General features: G+C 65.5%; 16 protein-coding genes. 7 read left to right on the forward strand and 9 right to left on the reverse strand.

Annotated elements, in window-relative coordinates; genetic code table 11:
* Positions 1–27: 27 nt before the first annotated feature.
* From NJT13_RS14495 to NJT13_RS14505, 3 genes are all read left to right on the forward strand, one after another.
* Positions 28–1,008, forward strand: coding sequence for a transcription initiation factor IIB (locus tag NJT13_RS14495; RefSeq protein WP_254522351.1), 981 nt, complete (start codon positions 28–30; stop codon positions 1,006–1,008).
* Positions 1,009–1,078: 70 nt separating this feature from the next.
* On the forward strand, positions 1,079–1,801 hold the full coding sequence (locus NJT13_RS14500) for a type I 3-dehydroquinate dehydratase (RefSeq protein WP_254522352.1): 723 nt from the start codon (positions 1,079–1,081) through the stop codon (positions 1,799–1,801).
* Between the two features lie 60 nt (positions 1,802–1,861).
* On the forward strand, positions 1,862–2,299 hold the full coding sequence (locus NJT13_RS14505; protein WP_254522353.1) for a zinc ribbon domain-containing protein: 438 nt from the start codon (positions 1,862–1,864) through the stop codon (positions 2,297–2,299).
* Between the two features lie 414 nt (positions 2,300–2,713).
* On the opposite strand, the gene NJT13_RS14510 is transcribed toward NJT13_RS14505, so the two are convergent.
* A complete protein-coding gene (locus NJT13_RS14510) occupies positions 2,714–3,970 on the reverse strand; it encodes an NADH dehydrogenase subunit (protein ID WP_254525466.1) in 1,257 nt (418 codons plus the stop codon).
* 217 nt (positions 3,971–4,187) lie between these two features.
* On the reverse strand, positions 4,188–5,387 hold the full coding sequence (locus NJT13_RS14515) for a 3-dehydroquinate synthase II (protein WP_254522354.1): 1,200 nt from the start codon (positions 5,385–5,387) through the stop codon (positions 4,188–4,190).
* Positions 5,388–5,613: 226 nt separating this feature from the next.
* On the opposite strand from NJT13_RS14515, the gene NJT13_RS14520 reads away from it, so the two are divergent.
* Positions 5,614–6,204 (forward strand): hypothetical protein, encoded by a 591-nt coding sequence (locus NJT13_RS14520; protein ID WP_254522355.1) that lies wholly within the window; start codon positions 5,614–5,616, stop codon positions 6,202–6,204.
* A gap of 1,080 nt (positions 6,205–7,284) precedes the next feature.
* Positions 7,285–7,668 carry a VOC family protein gene (locus NJT13_RS14525; protein ID WP_254522356.1) on the forward strand — a complete coding sequence of 128 codons (384 nt, stop codon included), beginning with the start codon at positions 7,285–7,287 and terminating at the stop codon, positions 7,666–7,668.
* Between the two features lie 109 nt (positions 7,669–7,777).
* Here NJT13_RS14525 and NJT13_RS14530 read toward each other — a convergent pair whose 3' ends face one another.
* Positions 7,778–8,653, reverse strand: a complete 876-nt coding sequence (locus tag NJT13_RS14530) for an HFX_2341 family transcriptional regulator domain-containing protein (RefSeq protein ID WP_254522357.1) — start codon at positions 8,651–8,653, stop codon at positions 7,778–7,780.
* Positions 8,654–8,792: 139 nt separating this feature from the next.
* On the opposite strand from NJT13_RS14530, the gene NJT13_RS14535 reads away from it, so the two are divergent.
* Positions 8,793–9,467 carry an HAD family hydrolase gene (locus tag NJT13_RS14535; protein ID WP_254522358.1) on the forward strand — a complete coding sequence of 225 codons (675 nt, stop codon included), beginning with the start codon at positions 8,793–8,795 and terminating at the stop codon, positions 9,465–9,467.
* A 34-nt stretch (positions 9,468–9,501) separates the two neighbouring features.
* On the opposite strand, the gene NJT13_RS14540 is transcribed toward NJT13_RS14535, so the two are convergent.
* Positions 9,502–10,050 carry a hypothetical protein gene (locus NJT13_RS14540; RefSeq protein WP_254522359.1) on the reverse strand — a complete coding sequence of 183 codons (549 nt, stop codon included), beginning with the start codon at positions 10,048–10,050 and terminating at the stop codon, positions 9,502–9,504.
* A 170-nt stretch (positions 10,051–10,220) separates the two neighbouring features.
* Positions 10,221–10,793 carry a SprT-like domain-containing protein gene (locus NJT13_RS14545; RefSeq protein ID WP_254522360.1) on the reverse strand — a complete coding sequence of 191 codons (573 nt, stop codon included), beginning with the start codon at positions 10,791–10,793 and terminating at the stop codon, positions 10,221–10,223.
* 176 nt (positions 10,794–10,969) lie between these two features.
* Between NJT13_RS14545 and NJT13_RS14550 the strand changes: the two genes are divergently transcribed.
* Entirely contained in the window at positions 10,970–11,926 is a 957-nt protein-coding gene (locus NJT13_RS14550) for a cation diffusion facilitator family transporter (protein ID WP_254522361.1), read from the forward strand.
* A 79-nt stretch (positions 11,927–12,005) separates the two neighbouring features.
* Here the strand turns inward: NJT13_RS14550 and NJT13_RS14555 are convergent, their stop codons facing one another.
* From NJT13_RS14555 to trpC, 4 genes are read right to left on the reverse strand one after another with little or no spacing between them, the layout of a single operon-like run.
* Positions 12,006–12,800, reverse strand: a complete 795-nt coding sequence (locus NJT13_RS14555; protein WP_254522362.1) for a 2-amino-3,7-dideoxy-D-threo-hept-6-ulosonate synthase — start codon at positions 12,798–12,800, stop codon at positions 12,006–12,008.
* 24 nt (positions 12,801–12,824) lie between these two features.
* On the reverse strand, positions 12,825–13,703 hold the full coding sequence (trpA, locus tag NJT13_RS14560) for a tryptophan synthase subunit alpha (RefSeq protein ID WP_254522363.1): 879 nt from the start codon (positions 13,701–13,703) through the stop codon (positions 12,825–12,827).
* Positions 13,700–15,070: a tryptophan synthase subunit beta gene (trpB, locus tag NJT13_RS14565; RefSeq protein ID WP_254522364.1), complete on the reverse strand. Its 1,371-nt coding sequence runs from the start codon at positions 15,068–15,070 to the stop codon at positions 13,700–13,702. Before trpB ends, trpA begins: the two co-directional genes overlap by 4 nt.
* A 25-nt stretch (positions 15,071–15,095) precedes the next feature.
* A complete protein-coding gene (trpC, locus tag NJT13_RS14570) occupies positions 15,096–15,938 on the reverse strand; it encodes an indole-3-glycerol phosphate synthase (RefSeq protein ID WP_254522365.1) in 843 nt (280 codons plus the stop codon).
* Positions 15,939–15,942 lie beyond the last annotated feature (4 nt).

Genomic DNA, 15,942 nt, shown 5'->3' on the forward strand with positions numbered 1-15,942 from the left:
GGTTCGGCCGGGAGCATTCGCCATCGCATGACTAACGCACCATCGAAAACGAGAGTACGACGTAGCGACCCACAAACGAACGAACAGGAAGCGGAGAGCGAGGAAGCGGGCCTCGCGTGCCCCGAGTGTACGGGCCACCTCGTCGTCGACGATGAGCACGGCGAAACCGTCTGCGAGGACTGCGGACTCGTCGTCGAGGAAGATTCGGTCGACCGCGGCCCCGAGTGGCGTGCGTTCGACGCCGCCGAGAAGAACGAGAAGTCCCGCGTCGGCGCACCCACGACGAATACGATGCACGACAAGGGGCTCTCGACCAATATCGACTGGCGCAACAAGGACGCCTACGGGAACTCGCTCGGCTCGCGCCAGCGCGAAAAGATGCAGCGGCTGCGCAAGTGGAACGAGCGCTTCCGGACGCGAGACTCGAAGGAACGCAACCTCAAGCAGGCGCTCGGCGAGATCGATCGGATGGCATCCGCGCTCGGTCTTCCGACGAACGTCCGCGAGACGGCGAGCGTCATCTACCGGCGCGCGCTCGACGAGGACCTCCTTCCCGGTCGCTCGATCGAGGGCGTCTCGACCGCCTGCGTCTACGCCGCCGCCCGACAGGCGGGCGTTCCCCGCAGCCTCGACGAAATCGCGGACGTGTCCCGCGTCGAGAAAAACGAGATCGCTCGCACGTACCGATACGTCGTCCGCGAACTCGGACTCGAGGTGCAGCCCGCAGACCCCGAGAGCTACGTTCCCCGCTTCGCGTCCGGTCTGGAACTCTCGGACGAAGCCGAACACCGCGCGCGATCGCTCCTCCAGAACGCAAAGGAAAAGGGTGTTCACTCCGGCAAGTCTCCGGTCGGTCTCGCAGCGGCCGCGGTCTACGCCGCCGCGCTCTTGACCAACGAAAAGACGACTCAAGCCGCCGTCAGCGACGTCGCAGACATCTCCGAGGTCACGATTCGGAACCGCTACCACGAACTCCTCGAGGCCGAGGAGACGATCGGCCTGGCCTGAATCGGACACGTCGCCCGGAATCTCGCCGAAACGATATCGTTTTTGCCGCTCTCGGTCCCAGTGGAGAGCAATGGGACTGAACCTCGACTCGTTCGTGCTCGCGGCATCGACGGCGGACCTCTCCGACGAGCCCGCGGCCCGCGATCACGCCGACGCGATCGAGTTCCGGATGGACCTGGCCGACGACCCCCTGGCCGCGCTCGAGGCCTACGACGGCGAACTGCCGATTCTCGCGACGAACCGCGCCCCGTGGGAAAGCGGCGCGGACGGGCGCTCCACCGACGACTCGAGCGGCGAACCGCCGCGTGACGGCGAGGCCGAGGCGCGCCGACTCGGGGCGCTGGCCGAGGCGACCGCGATCGAGTCCGTCGAGGCGATCGACGTCGAACTCGCGTCGATACGCGCCGGTGACGCCGACGAACTGCTCGAGACGGCCCGGGACCGCGACGTCACGATCGTCGCGTCGGCCCACGATTTCGAGGGGACGCCGGCCCGAAGCGAGCTGGTGCGGACGCTGACGGAGGCGGGTAAGTACGCGGACGTCGCGAAACTGGCGGTTACAGCCGAGTCGAGGGCGGATACGCTCGCGCTGTTGTCGGCGACCGAGCAGCTGACGGCCCACGGTGATGCCGTCGCGACGATGGCGATGGGCGACGTTGGGAGTCACACGCGGGCGGTGGCGCCGGTATACGGGTCGAAAATCGGATACGCGCCCGTCGACCCGGCGGAGGCGACTGCACCGGGGCAGTACGACCTCGAGACGCTCGCGGGACTGGTTGCACGACTGGACTGATCCGAAAGCAATCGAAATCGGAATGTTAAGGGCAGGGGTCCCCTACCATCACCACGTACAATGACATGGCTCCGCGCGCTCTTCGCTGCCGGCCTCTCGGTGATCATGCCCGGGGCAGGCCACGTCCTCGTCCGTGACTGGCTTCGTGCCGCTCTCTTCGCCGGTATCTTTCTCTCGGCGAGCGCGCTCTTTCTCCCGACCGACCAGATCGCGGCCGCCGGCCCGATAACGAGTCCGAACGAGCTCTTCGAGCAGGCGTCGATTATGGCCGAAGAGACCGACGCGATGGCTCGGTTCTTCCTCATGTTTATCGCCCTGTTCGCCGCGATCGACGCGACCTTTCGCGTGCTCAGGCCCCAGTCCGGTGGGGGTGGCGATGCGGAGGGAACGACCTGTCCCCAGTGCGGAAAGGAGGTCGACGAGGACCTCGCGTTCTGTCACTGGTGTACGACCCGACTCGAGCCCGAGACGTCCGACGAAGAGCCGGGTCGCTCGTGAACGCACGGAAGCGGTCGCCGTTCGGACGGAACCCGTCGTCGGCCCCGACCGGCCAGCGTCGCGGGCACGACTCGTGATATACCCACACGAGTAGTCTATCGTCGGAGCCCTTTTGCCGTCCCGTCGGATACCGGGGCACACCTCGTCGATTGCGGACGCATTCGGCGGGAGTGGTCTGAATGCGAACGAACGGAAAACGACGCGGCGAACGGACCATCACGGCCGACTTCGATATCGATCGGTACGTGAGCTACGCGGACGGTGACGGAACGATTGTTACCGACCGGCGGACCCCGTCCGCGTGGATTCGGTCGACGGATACGCGGCCGTGCGTCCGATAAGCTGGGTGACATCAGCGGAGCGACCCTCACGACCTCGCCGTCGGTGACTGGACCGTGACGTCGACAGGCGCTGTCAGCGGCAACGGCGACAGACGAATTCGGAGGCGCGACCGGTCTCGAGCCGTGGTTTCGGGTAGTACCGGCCGCACTCAGAACACCACGTCCAGTAGGTCCAGTGCGAGTCGGCTTCTTCCGTGGCGTGTGTCCTCCCCGCGGTCGTGGCTTCGACGTCGGCCCGTTCGATCCCGATGGATTCGTCGGAAACGTCGGTAACCGTCCCGTCGATGGGCGCGTGGTGGGCCACGCTGATCCCGTCGGCCGGTTTCGCGATCATCTCACCCGTCCGTACCTCGTCCGTGGGCCGGACGATCGGTTCGCTCGGAGTAACCACGCCTTCGAAGTCGGGATTGGTGATCAGCGGGACCTCGACTCGATCCGGAGCGAGCGTCTCCGTGGGTTCCGTCTCGTGGCTCGATTGCTTCCAGGCCGCTGGCGCGAGGACGTTGACCCGACCGCCGCTCCCGAGGCGATTCTCCGCAACGACCGACTCCTCGATTACGAGCAGACAGTTCGTTCGCTTGCGGACACCGAACGTCTCCGGGGACTGTTCGATCTCGAAACACCACCCCGGGCCGCCGTCGAGGATGATCTCGTTCTCTTCGAGGCCTGCCGATCGGCCCGCGGCCTCGAGGAGCGCCGTTGCAGGCGTGCCGACCGGGACCTCGAGGAACCGGTGGGTCGGGACGCGGCCGTCGACGTGGACGAACTTCTCGGTCGTCGGCTCGCCGTCGACGAGCGCACGGTAGACGTCGAAAAGCGTCTCCGTGTTCTGGACGATCCAGCCGTAATCCATCGGTAACTCCTCGCCTTGCACGACGGCGTCCGCGACGATCCGCATGAGCACGCTCTCCATCCCGTACTCGTATTTGTCCGCCGTGTACGCGATTGTGACACCGGTTTCGTCGCCGTCGACCGGGAGGTCGGCCGGTTCGTAGATCGTCGCGTCGGTCGCCGCCTCGAGTTCGCCCAGCCACTCGTCTCGGTCGGCTCGCTTTGCAGTGACAACGATTCGATCGAACGCGTGGTCGAGCAGCCCGTCGAACAGCGACGACAGCTCGTCGGATCGCTCACGGCCCAGCCACTTGTCCATGTAGTAGTTCGGTTCGCTCTCCTGGTGGTTCACGAGCAACGAGTCGACCTCCTCGAGCCGTTCCCACTTGGCGTACGTCGGAAAGCCGGCACCGCCTGCCCCCGCCAGGCCGGCGTTGCGCAGCGTCACCGCGAACTCGGGCGGTGCAACCGCTTTCACTTTCTCTCGAGTGACGCTCATAGTCCGGCTCATAACGCCGCAGCGACCACCATAGGATGGGGACAATGTTCCCCTCAATTAATAGAATTGTTGAATGTTAGTCTCCGAACTGGTGTAACGGGAGAAGAGAATTCACTGGTGTGTTGAAAGGCCGCCGGTTTCTGATCGCACCCGCCGACGACCATGTTATATGTTACCAATTAACTATGAAGGCGGAACGAGAGGTAGCTGAAAGCCGTTATTTCTCGATGATGCTCTCCTCGACGGCTTCGCCGAAATGGCGAGCCGTGTCCTCGTAGTAGATCAGGATCTCGTCGCCGGCCTCCAGGTCGGTCACCGCCGTCCGTCCCTTCGCGGCGGCCACTTTGATCGTCTCCGCGTTCTGGAGGAGCGTCTCGATTCGATCGCCGCTCTGGGTCTCGATGGCGATCCGGAACATCGGCCGCTTCTCGATCTTGACGCGGCCGACAATCGCTTCGCGGGTGTTCCCCTCGAGGTCGACGACCTGGACGTCGTCGCCGCTCTGGAGTTCCGCGAGGTACTTCGTGCCGCCGTCGGGCGTGCGGACGTAGGCGTGGACCGCGCCCGCGTTGACCCGGAACGGTCGGGAGGCGACGTACGGCGATTCGGCGGTTTCGGCGTGGACGAAGACCAGGCCGCGGCTCATCGAGCCGACGAGCATTCCCTCCTCGTGCTCGAGCAGGTTCCCGGTATCGACACAGACCCGGTCGGCGCTGCCGGCCCGTTCGACGTCTACGACCTCAGCGTACTCGAGATCGAGTCGCTCGCGCTCGGCCTCGTCGCGGACGTCGACCGTCTTCCGGATCTCGTCCGGATCGTCCGAATCCAGCAGGACGGAATCGGCGCCGATCTCGAGCGTTTCGAAGGCCGTCTTCGCCTCCTCGGCGCTCGTCACGCCCGCGACCAGGTCGGTTTCCCCGCCGATGCGCGCGATCAGATTCTCGAGGGGGATGATCGTCCAGTCCTCGCCGACGACGATCGTGTGATCGGCCTCCTCGGCGGCGGTCTCCGCGAAGCGCTCGTATTCCTTGCCGAGGATGCGGACGTACGCGCCCCGATCGAAGTCGCCGTCGCGGCGCAGCGTCGAGAGATCGGCAGAGCCCGAGAAATCTTCCGGAAGGTCGATCGTCGCGTCGCCTTCGCCGCCCTTTCCGACGACGACCGCGTCGGCCTGTGTGGCCGGCTCCGCGTCGTCGCTGTCCGCTTCCGCGTCGTCGATGTCGTCGACCAGGGTCACGTCCCCGTCGGTACGGTACGCGGCGACGTTGATATCGCCGAGTTCGCGAACGCGTTCCACGTCGTCTTCGTCCACGAGTACCCAGTCTACACCCGATTCGAGCGCGGCGGTGATCCGCGCTCGGCGGTCGTCCCAATCGCCGACTGCGTCGTCGGCTTTTACCCAGACACTTCGCGTCATAAATCGTCCGTCGGAGGGAATCGGCTTGAACGTGGCGGATCGGGCGGCGTCGCCGGGCCCCGAGGTGAGTCGTGGCGGTGACGCCGACGATCGGTGTGGCCTTCCGCACGGTTGCGACGGGCTAGTCTGTCACGACACGCCAGTTAGTGCCGACAGTACTGATAGTAACGACAGTAACGATACTTTCTCATAAATAGATAATATGGGCCCGTTCGGTCCATCACGTATGGGTCAGCGCCACCTCGAGACGACGGCCGAACTGACGATCGACTGTGCCGCCCACCGTCTGGAGGTGACTTCCGTGACGGACGTCGCTCGAGCGGCGTTCGATCACGCGGGCGAGGAGGCAGTCGGAACGATCGGCCTCGACGCGGCCGTTCTGGGTGCCGTTCGCCTCGCGTGTCGTCGCACCGACGTCGGCGAACCCACTCGCGAGCAGTTCGCGGCCGAGTTCGCTGTCGATCCGGGTCTCGTCGTCGCGGCGGATGACGTGTTGGCGGGCCGACTGAGCCCGCCCGCCGATGCCGACGATATCCGCACGCTTCGACGGCGACTAATCGTGGCACAGGAAGTCCTCACCGCGGTCGAGCGCGACCGCGGCGCTGGCCCGCAGCTTCCGGGTTCGCACCTCGCTGACGCCGCGCCCTTCCTGCTCGCTCGCGCGAGCAGCCATCTCGACCCACGGACGGACCGCGAATTCCCGGGGCTGTCTGCGGCGGCACTTCGCGATCACATCGACCGACTCGAAGCCGACCTCGCGTTGGCCCGCCTCGGGACGACGCTGTTCACGCTCGTTTCCGACGCGGACTGCCAGTGATTAGCGTACGTTTTCATACGGTCAAACGGAGCAGATTACAGTCATAATGGAATCACAGTGATCGAGATCGAGTAAGAGTTCAGTACAGCGACTCGATTCATTTCTCACCGAAGCCGATAAACAAACTGGCCAGTAGACCTGCGAACGTATCGTTTCAGTCGACTGGATTTAGCTGTAATTGAGGGCGTTAAGCCCCCTTCTGCTCACGGCTCCGCCGTTCGCATGGTCAGCGGGACCTTCGGTCCCGCGCTATCCTCAGCGAGCGAAGCGAGAAAAGAGGGGATACAGCGCCCGCGCGTCTTGTTTTCGTGTGAATCGGCACCCTTACTACCGCTTCGGTCGAAGGGGGGAGTAAGATGCTCACCACGTTTCCGGCGGTGTTCAAACGCGACAACAAGCGTGCATCGTCGGTTGTGGCCGAGTGTCGATTCGGTCGGAGTGGGACACTCCGAACCACCTGTAAAGGAGAGTCGCCTGCGGAGTCTGGAACCGTCCGCAGAACGTCAACGCCAACGGCGTTCTGCCGGGCCGCACGAGACGCGGAGCGCCTCGTGGACGCTGTGGGATCTGTTCCTGCACGTTCCGACACAGAAACAGGAAGCTCCGTCCCCACCAAGCGAGGGCCGGGGAGGCCCGAACGCGGTAGGGCGGAGTAGTTCACAACGATTTCACCAGTTCAGCAAGGGCAAATACGATAGCGAGGACCCCGACTCCCAGCCCTATCAAACTCAGTCCCGTGTTTCGTGGTGCACCAGTCGTTTGAGACACGACCAGCAACGCCAACAACACGACGAGAACGGCGAGTAGACGGTCAGTACGGTCGGACATATGTTAGAATGCAGTCTATTCGATGTAAATTGTTTGAATCTCTGGCTGCACTGGCGGAACGTCGTTTACCTGTCCGACGCAATCACCAGGTTCGCGACTCGAGTCGAATCTCGTCGCACATTCGCGTTTTCTATTCAGCATCAGCCACAGTCGTTTGCCAGTACCGTGTCCGGAACTGGTGCCGACTACAGCGGGCCTACCTAATACGGTCCTCGGTTAAGATTTAATCCAATAGCACCACCAGTATAGGGTATGGTCGAAGGAGTCCACCACGCTGCGCTTGCGGTATCAGACCTTCCTCGTGCCGTTTCATTTTACGAAGGGGTGCTGGAATTCACCCCCATCGGGCCCGACAACCCCGAGAACACTATCGAGACAGCGGACTACTTCTGGATGGACATCGGCGGCGGAGAGTGGATAAACTTCGCTGACCGACCGGATGTGACGCCGAAACATCCTGGGGACAAAGACGATCCCCATCTGGCCTTCCGTGCAACCGAAGACGAAATCAGCAGCGTCAAACAGCGGTTAGTCGTCCGCGATGTGGAAGTACACGAAACTCGGACGAGCATCTACTTCCACGACCCCGATGGCAACTTTCTCGAACTGACCGACTGGAACGGTCCGGATAAATAAGCGCTCTCTCTCGCACGCCCGTTCTATCAAAGTCTGTCTGGTAGCGAGTCATCGCTATGGACTGCTCCGCTACTCACTGTGGGCCGGATGCCGTCACGGCGGTTGGCCCCTAGCGCAACTCGTCGGCGTCGTCCATGAGTTTGTGTCGGAATGCACGGTAGGCGTTTTCGCCTCGCTCGGTCAACTCGACGACCCGGCGCCGGCCGACCGATTCGATCGTGACGTATCCGTCCTCGGCGAGTGGCTCCAGGATGTGCGTATCGAGGACGCGAAACGCGCCCTTGTCCTCGGCGCTGCGTTCGTCGGGCGAGCGCCGATCTGCCATGAAGGAGAGATCGGTATCCCGGGCGTACTCGATGAGGTCTTTCTTCTTCGGCGGCGACGTCCGGTCGTCGTGGAAGCCCTCCCACGCGCCGGGGTCGGACAGGAACTCCATGATCGCGACCTGATCGCGCGTCGGCGATTCGATGGGATAGGTCGGGACCTGCTCTATCTCGTCGACGCCGAAGGAGATCGGTTCGGTCGTCCCGTCGTGGGCGTACTCCGACGGCTCGACGTAGTAGGCGTGGGCGTCGGTCGAGACGTCCATGCAGGCGATCGTCGCGCCGATCGCCGGAATCGTGCCGGCCCCCGAGACGTTGACGTACACCTGGTCGTCGGCGTGGACGTCCGCGATCGTCGTCACGTCACCGAGAACCGCGTAGACGTCCGTCAGATCGCACTCCCAGGTTCGAACCTCGGGGACGATCGTCTCGAGTTCGTCGCGTAACTCGTCGTGATAGTCCGCCGGCGCCGTGGCGTTTCGCTCGGTGTGCCCGTCGCCACCGTCCGGTCCTCGCGTCCCCCCGTCCGGGTGTCTGTGGCCGGCGGCGCTGTCGTCCTCGAGGAGGTAGACCAGGTCGGCCCGCTGGTCGCGGATCGGCTCGACGATCCGCTCGTACTCGTAGCCAAGCGGGACGACGTGGACTCGCTTCACGACGTCCATACCTCGAGAGGTGTGTCGGTGAAAATAACTGCTGTGGATTCTCCGGCGGGGATCGAGCCGGCTCCCCGACGGTCCGACCGCCCGGGACGCCCGTCGTCGGCGAAACGTTGAGAAGACCTGCTCCCCTACGACCGGACAGATGGCAGCCTACGACGCGATCTGTTTCGATCTCGACCGGACTCTCTGCGAATCGACCCAGGACGCGGTCGCGGTGCTCGAGTCGACGTTCGATGGCGCCGGCTGCGAGCAGTTCTGTACGCCCGCGGAGCTTCGAGCCGCCGTGCCCGACCTGCCGAGTACCGGCACGGATCGCGAGTTCTACGACGCACTCTTTACCGAAGTCGCGCGACGGGCCGGCGTCGATCCGACCGTCGCACCGACGCTGACGACCGAATATCTCGACCGGCGGGACCCGACCGCCGTCCGGTTTCGACCCGGCGCGCGGGCCGCGCTCGAACACGCGGGCGATCGCGGTCGAGTCGGCCTCATTACGAACGGCGGGCGGACGACCCAGACTGAGAAACTTCGATCACTGGGTATCGAGGACGCCTTCGACGTGCGAGTCTTCACCGAACCGAGCGCCGGCATTCACCCGAAACCCAGCGCGGCCCCCTTCGAACGCGCGCTCGCCGAACTCGAGGTCGGCCCCGATGCGGCGATCCACGTCGGCGATTCCTTACACGCCGACGTCGCGGGCGCCAACGCCATGGGGATCGATTCGGCCTGGCTCGACCCCGGCCACGACGACGGCCACCGCGACCACGAACCGACCTACGAACTCGCGTCGCTCGAGTCGTTCGAGACGATCGTCTGAGCGGCCGTGTGGTCGCTTTCGACGACGGCGTCGCTCACGCGCCCTGCTCGTCCGGCAACAGGTCCGTGTGAACCACGGCGCGGTACTGGCTCTCGGTCCCCTCCTCGAGTCGCTTGAGCAGCGCGGCGGCCGCCGAGAAGTTCTCCGGGAGTTCGAACGGGTCGTCGTCGGCTTCGTCGCGTTGCTTGCAGCGCTTGACGAACGCGACGAGTCCGCCGTAGGTCCCCGAGCGGGCGTAGACAACGCCGATGTCACGATCGAAGCTCTCGCGCCAGGTTGCGATCACCGGTTCGCTCGCGCGCCGGGGCCGTTCCAGCCGCTCGGCCAGCGCTTCGGGATCGATTTCGGACGCCCCGTCGTCCGCGATGCCGCCGATGGCCGCCTCCAGGTCGTCGGTCTCGACGTCGAGCGCCGGCGCCTCGGCTTCGGCCTCGAGCAAGTCCGCGAACGCCTCGACCTCTTCGCGGCGAACTGCGATGGGGTAGACGAAGTCGTGCGTCTCCTTCGGCAGCGTGTACGACTTCGCCGCGACGCCCTGTTCGCCGGGGCCGGATTTCCCCAGCATCAACTCGAGTAGTCCCATACTCGAAACAGGTAGAGTGAGCCGAATAAGTGTTCCGCGGTCGACTCGAAACGAACCGTCGACGACCGCGACACGTGCCGGTCGCCTCGACGCCGTCGTCCCGTTGCCGGGAGACCGGCCGATCGAACGGCGTCCAGTCGCCCGCACAGAAGATCGCGATCCCGCGTTCGCTACCAGTCCTCGCCGAGCGCCGCCTTCGCGCCGCCGTAGCCGCCCGCGGTCGCCCACGTCCGGCCGCTTTCGACGTGTTCTACCTCGTACGATCCGCCACAGTCCCCACAGCGGTACTGGTCCGGCGACGCGACCGGTTTCGACGCTCGATGGCGCTTCGCGCGCCAGTCGCAGTCGGCCGTGAGACACCGAAGGACGTACCGGGGCTCGGTAAACGCCTCGCAGTAGCGGGGCGCCTCGAGCGCGGCGGCCTGTTCGCGAAACCGGTCGCCGTGGCCGGACTCGCCGAACTGCTGGAACTCCCAGGCGTGGACGAGTTCGTGCCGGACGATGCCGGCGAAGGCGGGCCACTCGTACCGTTCGTACGCCCGGCGGGCGAGTACGATCGTCGCCACGCCCCGGTCCGCGTGCCACCGACACGCACCCGCTCGCCGACGCGCTCGCGCGGACACGTCCCACTCGAGGGCCGTCAGATCCACCGCCAGCCCGTTCTCGTCGACGACGTCGCGGGCGTGAATCCGCGCGCGAGCGACGATCTCGTCCTCGAGCGTGTACTCCTCGCCGTCGGTCACGGACTCGAGAAGGAAGACCACGCGTGAAATTCTTCCGGTGGCCGGGTCGACTCGACTGATCGACGCCCTGGACCAGTGTTAATAACTGAGGCGCAATTTTTTGTGAAGCTTGCTAGTTTATCCCCCGTTTAATAGCAGCCAGTTTAATAACAAGGACGCCCCGAGTTCGACCTACGATGAGTCACAACGAGTCGACACAGACCCACGACTCACACGGACACGACGGGCACGGTCACGACCACGGCCACGGCGGGGAGTCGACGAACAGCCGCAAGCTCGCCGCCGTTTCGCTGATCAACATCGTCGGGTTCCTCGTCGAACTCGCCGGCGGCCTGGCGTTCGGATCGGTCGCACTCCTGAGCGACGCGTTCCACATGCTCTTCGACGCGCTCGCGTACGTGATGGCCTTCGCCGCCTCCCACGTCGCCGAACACTACGGCGAGGGCGACCGCTGGTCGTACGGTCTCCACCGCCTCGAGCCGTTCGCCGCCTTCCTGAACGGCCTCTTGCTCCTGCCGATGGTCGGATTCATCCTCTGGGAGTCCTATCAGCGGTTCGTAGAGCCGGCTACCATCTCCATCGGTGTCGTTCCGACGCTCGCGATCGCGACGGGCGGGCTCGTCGTCAACGTCGTCTCGGTTTACGTCCTCCACGGCGACGCGATGAGTCTCAACGAGAAGGGCGCGTTCTACCACCTGCTCGGCGACGCCGGCGGCTCGGTGGCCGTCATCGTCTCCGTCCTCGCCATCGAAGTGACCGGCATCCGCGTGATCGATCCGATCACCGCGGCGCTCATCGCCGCGGTCGTTACCTGGTCGGCGGTGACCGTGTTGCGCGGCAGCGGCGAGATATTCTTCCTCAAGACTCCGCTCGAGAGCGACGACATTCGTTCGATCCTCGGCGAGATAGACGGCGTCGACCGGGTCGACGACTTCCACGCGTGGCAGATCTGTAGTCAGATCACGGTCGCGACGGTTCACGTCGAAACGGACGTCGAGACGATGGCCGACGCCGAGTCGATCGTTCGCAGCGTTCACGACGAACTCGCCCATCAGGGCGTCGATCACGCGACCGTCGAACTCTGTCCGCAGTACGCCGACCGCGACGTGCATCTCGATACGCACTGTCACTGACGGTCGCGCAGCGACCGCGCTGAACCCCTCTGGGGGCGATCGAACCGAGAAAACGAACGAGTGGCTCCGGGGAGTCTCTTCAGGCCTCGAGCGCGAGCCCCGCCTCGGCCAGCGCCTCGTCGGTCGACAGGTTGTGGTGGACGACCCCGGCGACCGCTCGCGCGATGGCTTCGGGGTCTTCGTGCTGGAAGATGGATCGTCCCATCGAGACACCGGCGCCGCCGGCATCCATCACGCCGCGGACCATCTCGATCGTCTGTCGATCGGATCCTTTCGAGCCGCCGGCGATGACCACCGGGAGCCGGGTCGACTCGACGACGTGCCGGAAGCTTTCGGCGTCGCCGCTGTAGCCCGTTTTGACGATGTCCGCGCCCAGTTCCTCGGCGAGTCGGACCGCGTGGCCGAGCGCCTCGGGATCTTCGGGGTCGACGCCGGGCCCGCGGGCGTAGGCCATCGCCAGCACCGGCATCCCGAATCGCTCGGCCGTCTCCGTAACCTCCGAAAGCTGCGTGAGCTGATCGGGTTCGTGATCCGAACCGACGTTGATGTGGAACGAGACCGCGTCGGCGCCGACGCGAATCGCCTCTTCGACGGTGCCCGTCACTCGCTTGTCGTTCTCGTCGGGGCCGATCGTCGTCGAGCCGTTGAGATGGACGATGTAGCCCTTGCCGTTTTTGTTCTCGTGGACGCGTGGCGCGATCCCTTTCTGCGTGAGGACCGCGTCCGCGCCGCCGGTGGTGACGCCGTCGATGGTCGATTCGATGTCTTTCAGCCCCTGGACGGCGCCCATCGTGATGCCGTGGTCCATTGGGACGATCACGTACGATCCGTCTGTCCCGATTCGCTCGAGTCGTGCGTCAATTCCGGTGGTCATTGCGGGAGTGTAGCAAGCTTGCAGTTATGGCTGTTCTGGTTCCGGCGCATCTTCAGCGTTGGTGTCGTCCTCGGTATCGTCTGTCGCGCCGCGGCGAGCGCCGCGTTTGAGCTCCGTCGCCGTGGCCTCGAGTTCGGCGACCGCGTCGGCGGGGTCGTCGCTCGACGCGATGATGTCCACGAGCGCGCTGCCGACGATGACGCCGTCGGCGCCCGCCTCGACGATTTCGGCGGCGTGGTCGCCTTTGCTCACGCCGAAGCCGACCGCCTTCGGGACGTCGTACCCCGAGAGCCGCGCGAGGCTGTCGTGGGTCGCCGTCGAGACGTTCGCGCGCGCACCGGTCGTCCCGAGACGAGCCTGGACGTACGCGAAGCCCGACACCTGCGACATGATGGTCTCGAGTCGTTCTCCCTCGGTCGTCGGCGCGATGATGAAGACGAGATCGAGCCCGTAGTCGTCGCAGGCCTCGCGCAGCGGGTCCGCCTCCTCGGCGGGCAGGTCGGGAACGATGATCCCCGAGAGTCCGGCTTCGGCCGCGCGTTCGACGAACGGTCGAACGTCCGGTTCCGAACCGTACTGCAGGATCAGGTTGTAGTACGTCATCACCAGCAGCGGCGCGTCGGTCTCGAGTTCGTCGACTAACTCGAAGAAGCCACGGGGTGTCGTCCCGGCCTCGAGCGCACGGTTGATCGCCGCCTGGATCGTCGGCCCTTCGGCGATCGGCTCCGAAAACGGGAGTCCGAGTTCGATCAGATCGGAGCCGCCGCGGTCTAAGGCCTCGACGTACGCCTTCGTGTCCTCGAGGGTCGGATCGCCCGCCGTGATGTAGGTGATCAGCGCGGGACGGCTCTCGCGGATCGCGGCTTCGACGTCGCTGTCGTAGTCGACCGCGTCGTCGGTCACCGGTCGAACACCTCGACGTCGGGTGCGGCCTCGAGATCGCGTTTCTCGGTCTCCTCGAGCACCGTTTCGAGGTCCTTGTCGCCGCGCCCGGAGACGTTGACGACGACCAGTTCGCCGAGTTCGTCGTGTCGCTCGTCTCGCGGCCCATCGCCGCTCGCTGCGTCCGCGGCGGTTCCAGCCGCGCGCTCGAGATAGCCCAGCGCGTGACTCGACTCGAGTGCCGGGATGATGCCCTCGAGCCGGGAGAGCCGGTGGAAGCCGTTGAGGGCGTCGTCGTCGTCGACGCTCACGGGAGTTACCCGACCGGTCTCGACGAGGTGCGAGAGTTCTGGACCGACGCCGGCGTAGTCGAGTCCCGCGCTGACGCTGTGTGATTCCACGATCTGGCCGTCCCCGCTCTGGAGGAGCTTCGTCATCGCCCCGTGGAGGACGCCGTCGGTGCCAGTCGAGAGCGTCGCCGAATTGGGCGCGAGACCCGCCTCTTCGTCCACCTCGAGGCTCGAGCCGCCGGCTTCGACGGCGTAGAGGTTCACGGAGTCGTCTCGCGGACGCCGTCCGCTCGAGTCGTCCGCGAACCGCGGGTCCGCGCAGTCGGGGACGAACGCGTGGAAGGTCCCCATCGTGTTCGAGCCACCGCCGGCGCAGGCGACGACGCTGTCCGGAAGCCGGCCGGCCATCTCCCGTACTTGCTCGCGGATCTCCTCGCCGATAACCGACTGGAAGTCCCGGACCATCTTCGGGAAGGGGTGCGGACCGACGACGGAGCCGATCACGTAGTGCGTTCGTTCGACGGTGGTCGCCCAGTCGCGCATCGTCTCGTTGATCGCCTCTTTCAGGGTGGCGCTGCCCGCATCGACCGGATTCACCTCGGCCCCGTTCATCCGCATCCGGTAGACGTTCGGCCGCTGGCGATTCACGTCGGTTCGGCCCATGTAGATCTCACAGGGCATGTCGAGGTGGGCTGCGGCCATCGCCGTCGCGGTACCGTGTTGGCCCGCACCCGTTTCGGCGATGATCCGCTCTTTGCCCATGTACTTCGCGAGCAGCACCTGCCCGAGCGCGTTGTTCAGTTTGTGTGCGCCGCCGTGGACGAGGTCCTCGCGCTTGAGATAGATTTCGCGGTCGTAGCGCTCGCTCAGCCGGTCCGCGCGCTGCAGCGGCGTCGGCCGGCCGCCGAAGTCGTGCATTCGCTCGCGGAACTCGTCCATGAACCCGTCCTCGTTCTCGAGGACGAACCGTTCGTAGGCGTCCTCGAGTTCCTGCAGGGCCGGCATCAGCGCCTCCGGGACGTACTGACCGCCGTAGTCGCCGAACGTTCCCGTGCGCCCGGATCCGCTCTCGTCGCGTTCGCGTTCGCCTGTACTCATGTCTGTGTGTCTCCGTCGTGTGCGCTCATGTCGTCTCTGACTCCGTCGTGTGCGCTCGTGTCGACTCGGTTTCAGCCGTCGATTCCGCCGAATCCCCCGAATGCGCTCGTGTGAGTCGCCGTGTGTTCTCGGTCACGTCGCTGTCGTCCGCGCCGTGGTCCATGATGGCGCTGCCGATCAGTAACGCGTCGGCGCCGGCCTCGCGCATCCGGCGGACGTCAGCCGGCGACGACACCCCGCTCTCGGCGATCAGCGTCACGTCGTCCGGAGCGTCGGGGGCGACCGACTCGAAGGTTTCGAGGTCGACCTCGAGTTTCGCCAGATCCCGGTTGTTCACCCCGACGAGCTCCGCGCCCGCGTCCAGCGCGGCCGCGAGTTCGTCCCGGTCGTGCACTTCGACCAGCGGCTGGAACCCGCGGTCGCGCGCGGCCGCCACGAGCTCCGGCAGGTCGTCGACGAACCGCGCGATCAAAAGCAACAGGTCGGCCGCGACGACGTCCATCCCGTCCTCGTCCAGAACGAAGTCCTTGCGCAGGACGGGGACGTCCACGGCCTCCCGGACGCGGGTCAACGCCTCGGGCGAGCCGCCGAAGTGGGTCGGCTCCGTGAGGACCGAAATCGCCGCCGCGCCGCCCTCGACCATCGCCGCGGCCAGTTCGACGGGATCGTCGGCTCGCGTTCCGTCGGCCGTCGGACTCGTCGGTTTTACCTCCCCGATCACCGGGACCCGTCCGTCCGCGTCCGCTCGCGCCAGCGCGTCGGGCAACGACCGTGCGTCGACGTCCACGACGCCGTCGCCGCCGGAGCGCTCTCGAGCGGCCGCGAGAATCGACTTCACTGCGGGCGCAAGCTCCGTCTCGGAGTTCATTATT

The sequence above is a fragment of the Natrinema caseinilyticum genome (assembly GCF_024227435.1).
Taxonomy (GTDB): Archaea; Halobacteriota; Halobacteria; order Halobacteriales; family Natrialbaceae; genus Natrinema; species Natrinema caseinilyticum.

Coding starts and splice junctions, on each gene's coding strand:
- NJT13_RS14495 (WP_254522351.1), top strand. CDS start 28: ATGACTAACGCACCATCGAAAACGAGAGTACGACGTAGCGACCCACAA.
- NJT13_RS14500 (WP_254522352.1), top strand. CDS start 1,079: ATGGGACTGAACCTCGACTCGTTCGTGCTCGCGGCATCGACGGCGGAC.
- NJT13_RS14505 (WP_254522353.1), top strand. CDS start 1,862: ATGACATGGCTCCGCGCGCTCTTCGCTGCCGGCCTCTCGGTGATCATG.
- NJT13_RS14510 (WP_254525466.1), bottom strand. CDS start 3,970: ATGAGCGTCACTCGAGAGAAAGTGAAAGCGGTTGCACCGCCCGAGTTC.
- NJT13_RS14515 (WP_254522354.1), bottom strand. CDS start 5,387: ATGACGCGAAGTGTCTGGGTAAAAGCCGACGACGCAGTCGGCGATTGG.
- NJT13_RS14520 (WP_254522355.1), top strand. CDS start 5,614: ATGGGTCAGCGCCACCTCGAGACGACGGCCGAACTGACGATCGACTGT.
- NJT13_RS14525 (WP_254522356.1), top strand. CDS start 7,285: ATGGTCGAAGGAGTCCACCACGCTGCGCTTGCGGTATCAGACCTTCCT.
- NJT13_RS14530 (WP_254522357.1), bottom strand. CDS start 8,653: ATGGACGTCGTGAAGCGAGTCCACGTCGTCCCGCTTGGCTACGAGTAC.
- NJT13_RS14535 (WP_254522358.1), top strand. CDS start 8,793: ATGGCAGCCTACGACGCGATCTGTTTCGATCTCGACCGGACTCTCTGC.
- NJT13_RS14540 (WP_254522359.1), bottom strand. CDS start 10,050: ATGGGACTACTCGAGTTGATGCTGGGGAAATCCGGCCCCGGCGAACAG.
- NJT13_RS14550 (WP_254522361.1), top strand. CDS start 10,970: ATGAGTCACAACGAGTCGACACAGACCCACGACTCACACGGACACGAC.
- NJT13_RS14555 (WP_254522362.1), bottom strand. CDS start 12,800: ATGACCACCGGAATTGACGCACGACTCGAGCGAATCGGGACAGACGGA.
- trpB (WP_254522364.1), bottom strand. CDS start 15,070: ATGAGTACAGGCGAACGCGAACGCGACGAGAGCGGATCCGGGCGCACG.
- trpC (WP_254522365.1), bottom strand. CDS start 15,938: ATGAACTCCGAGACGGAGCTTGCGCCCGCAGTGAAGTCGATTCTCGCG.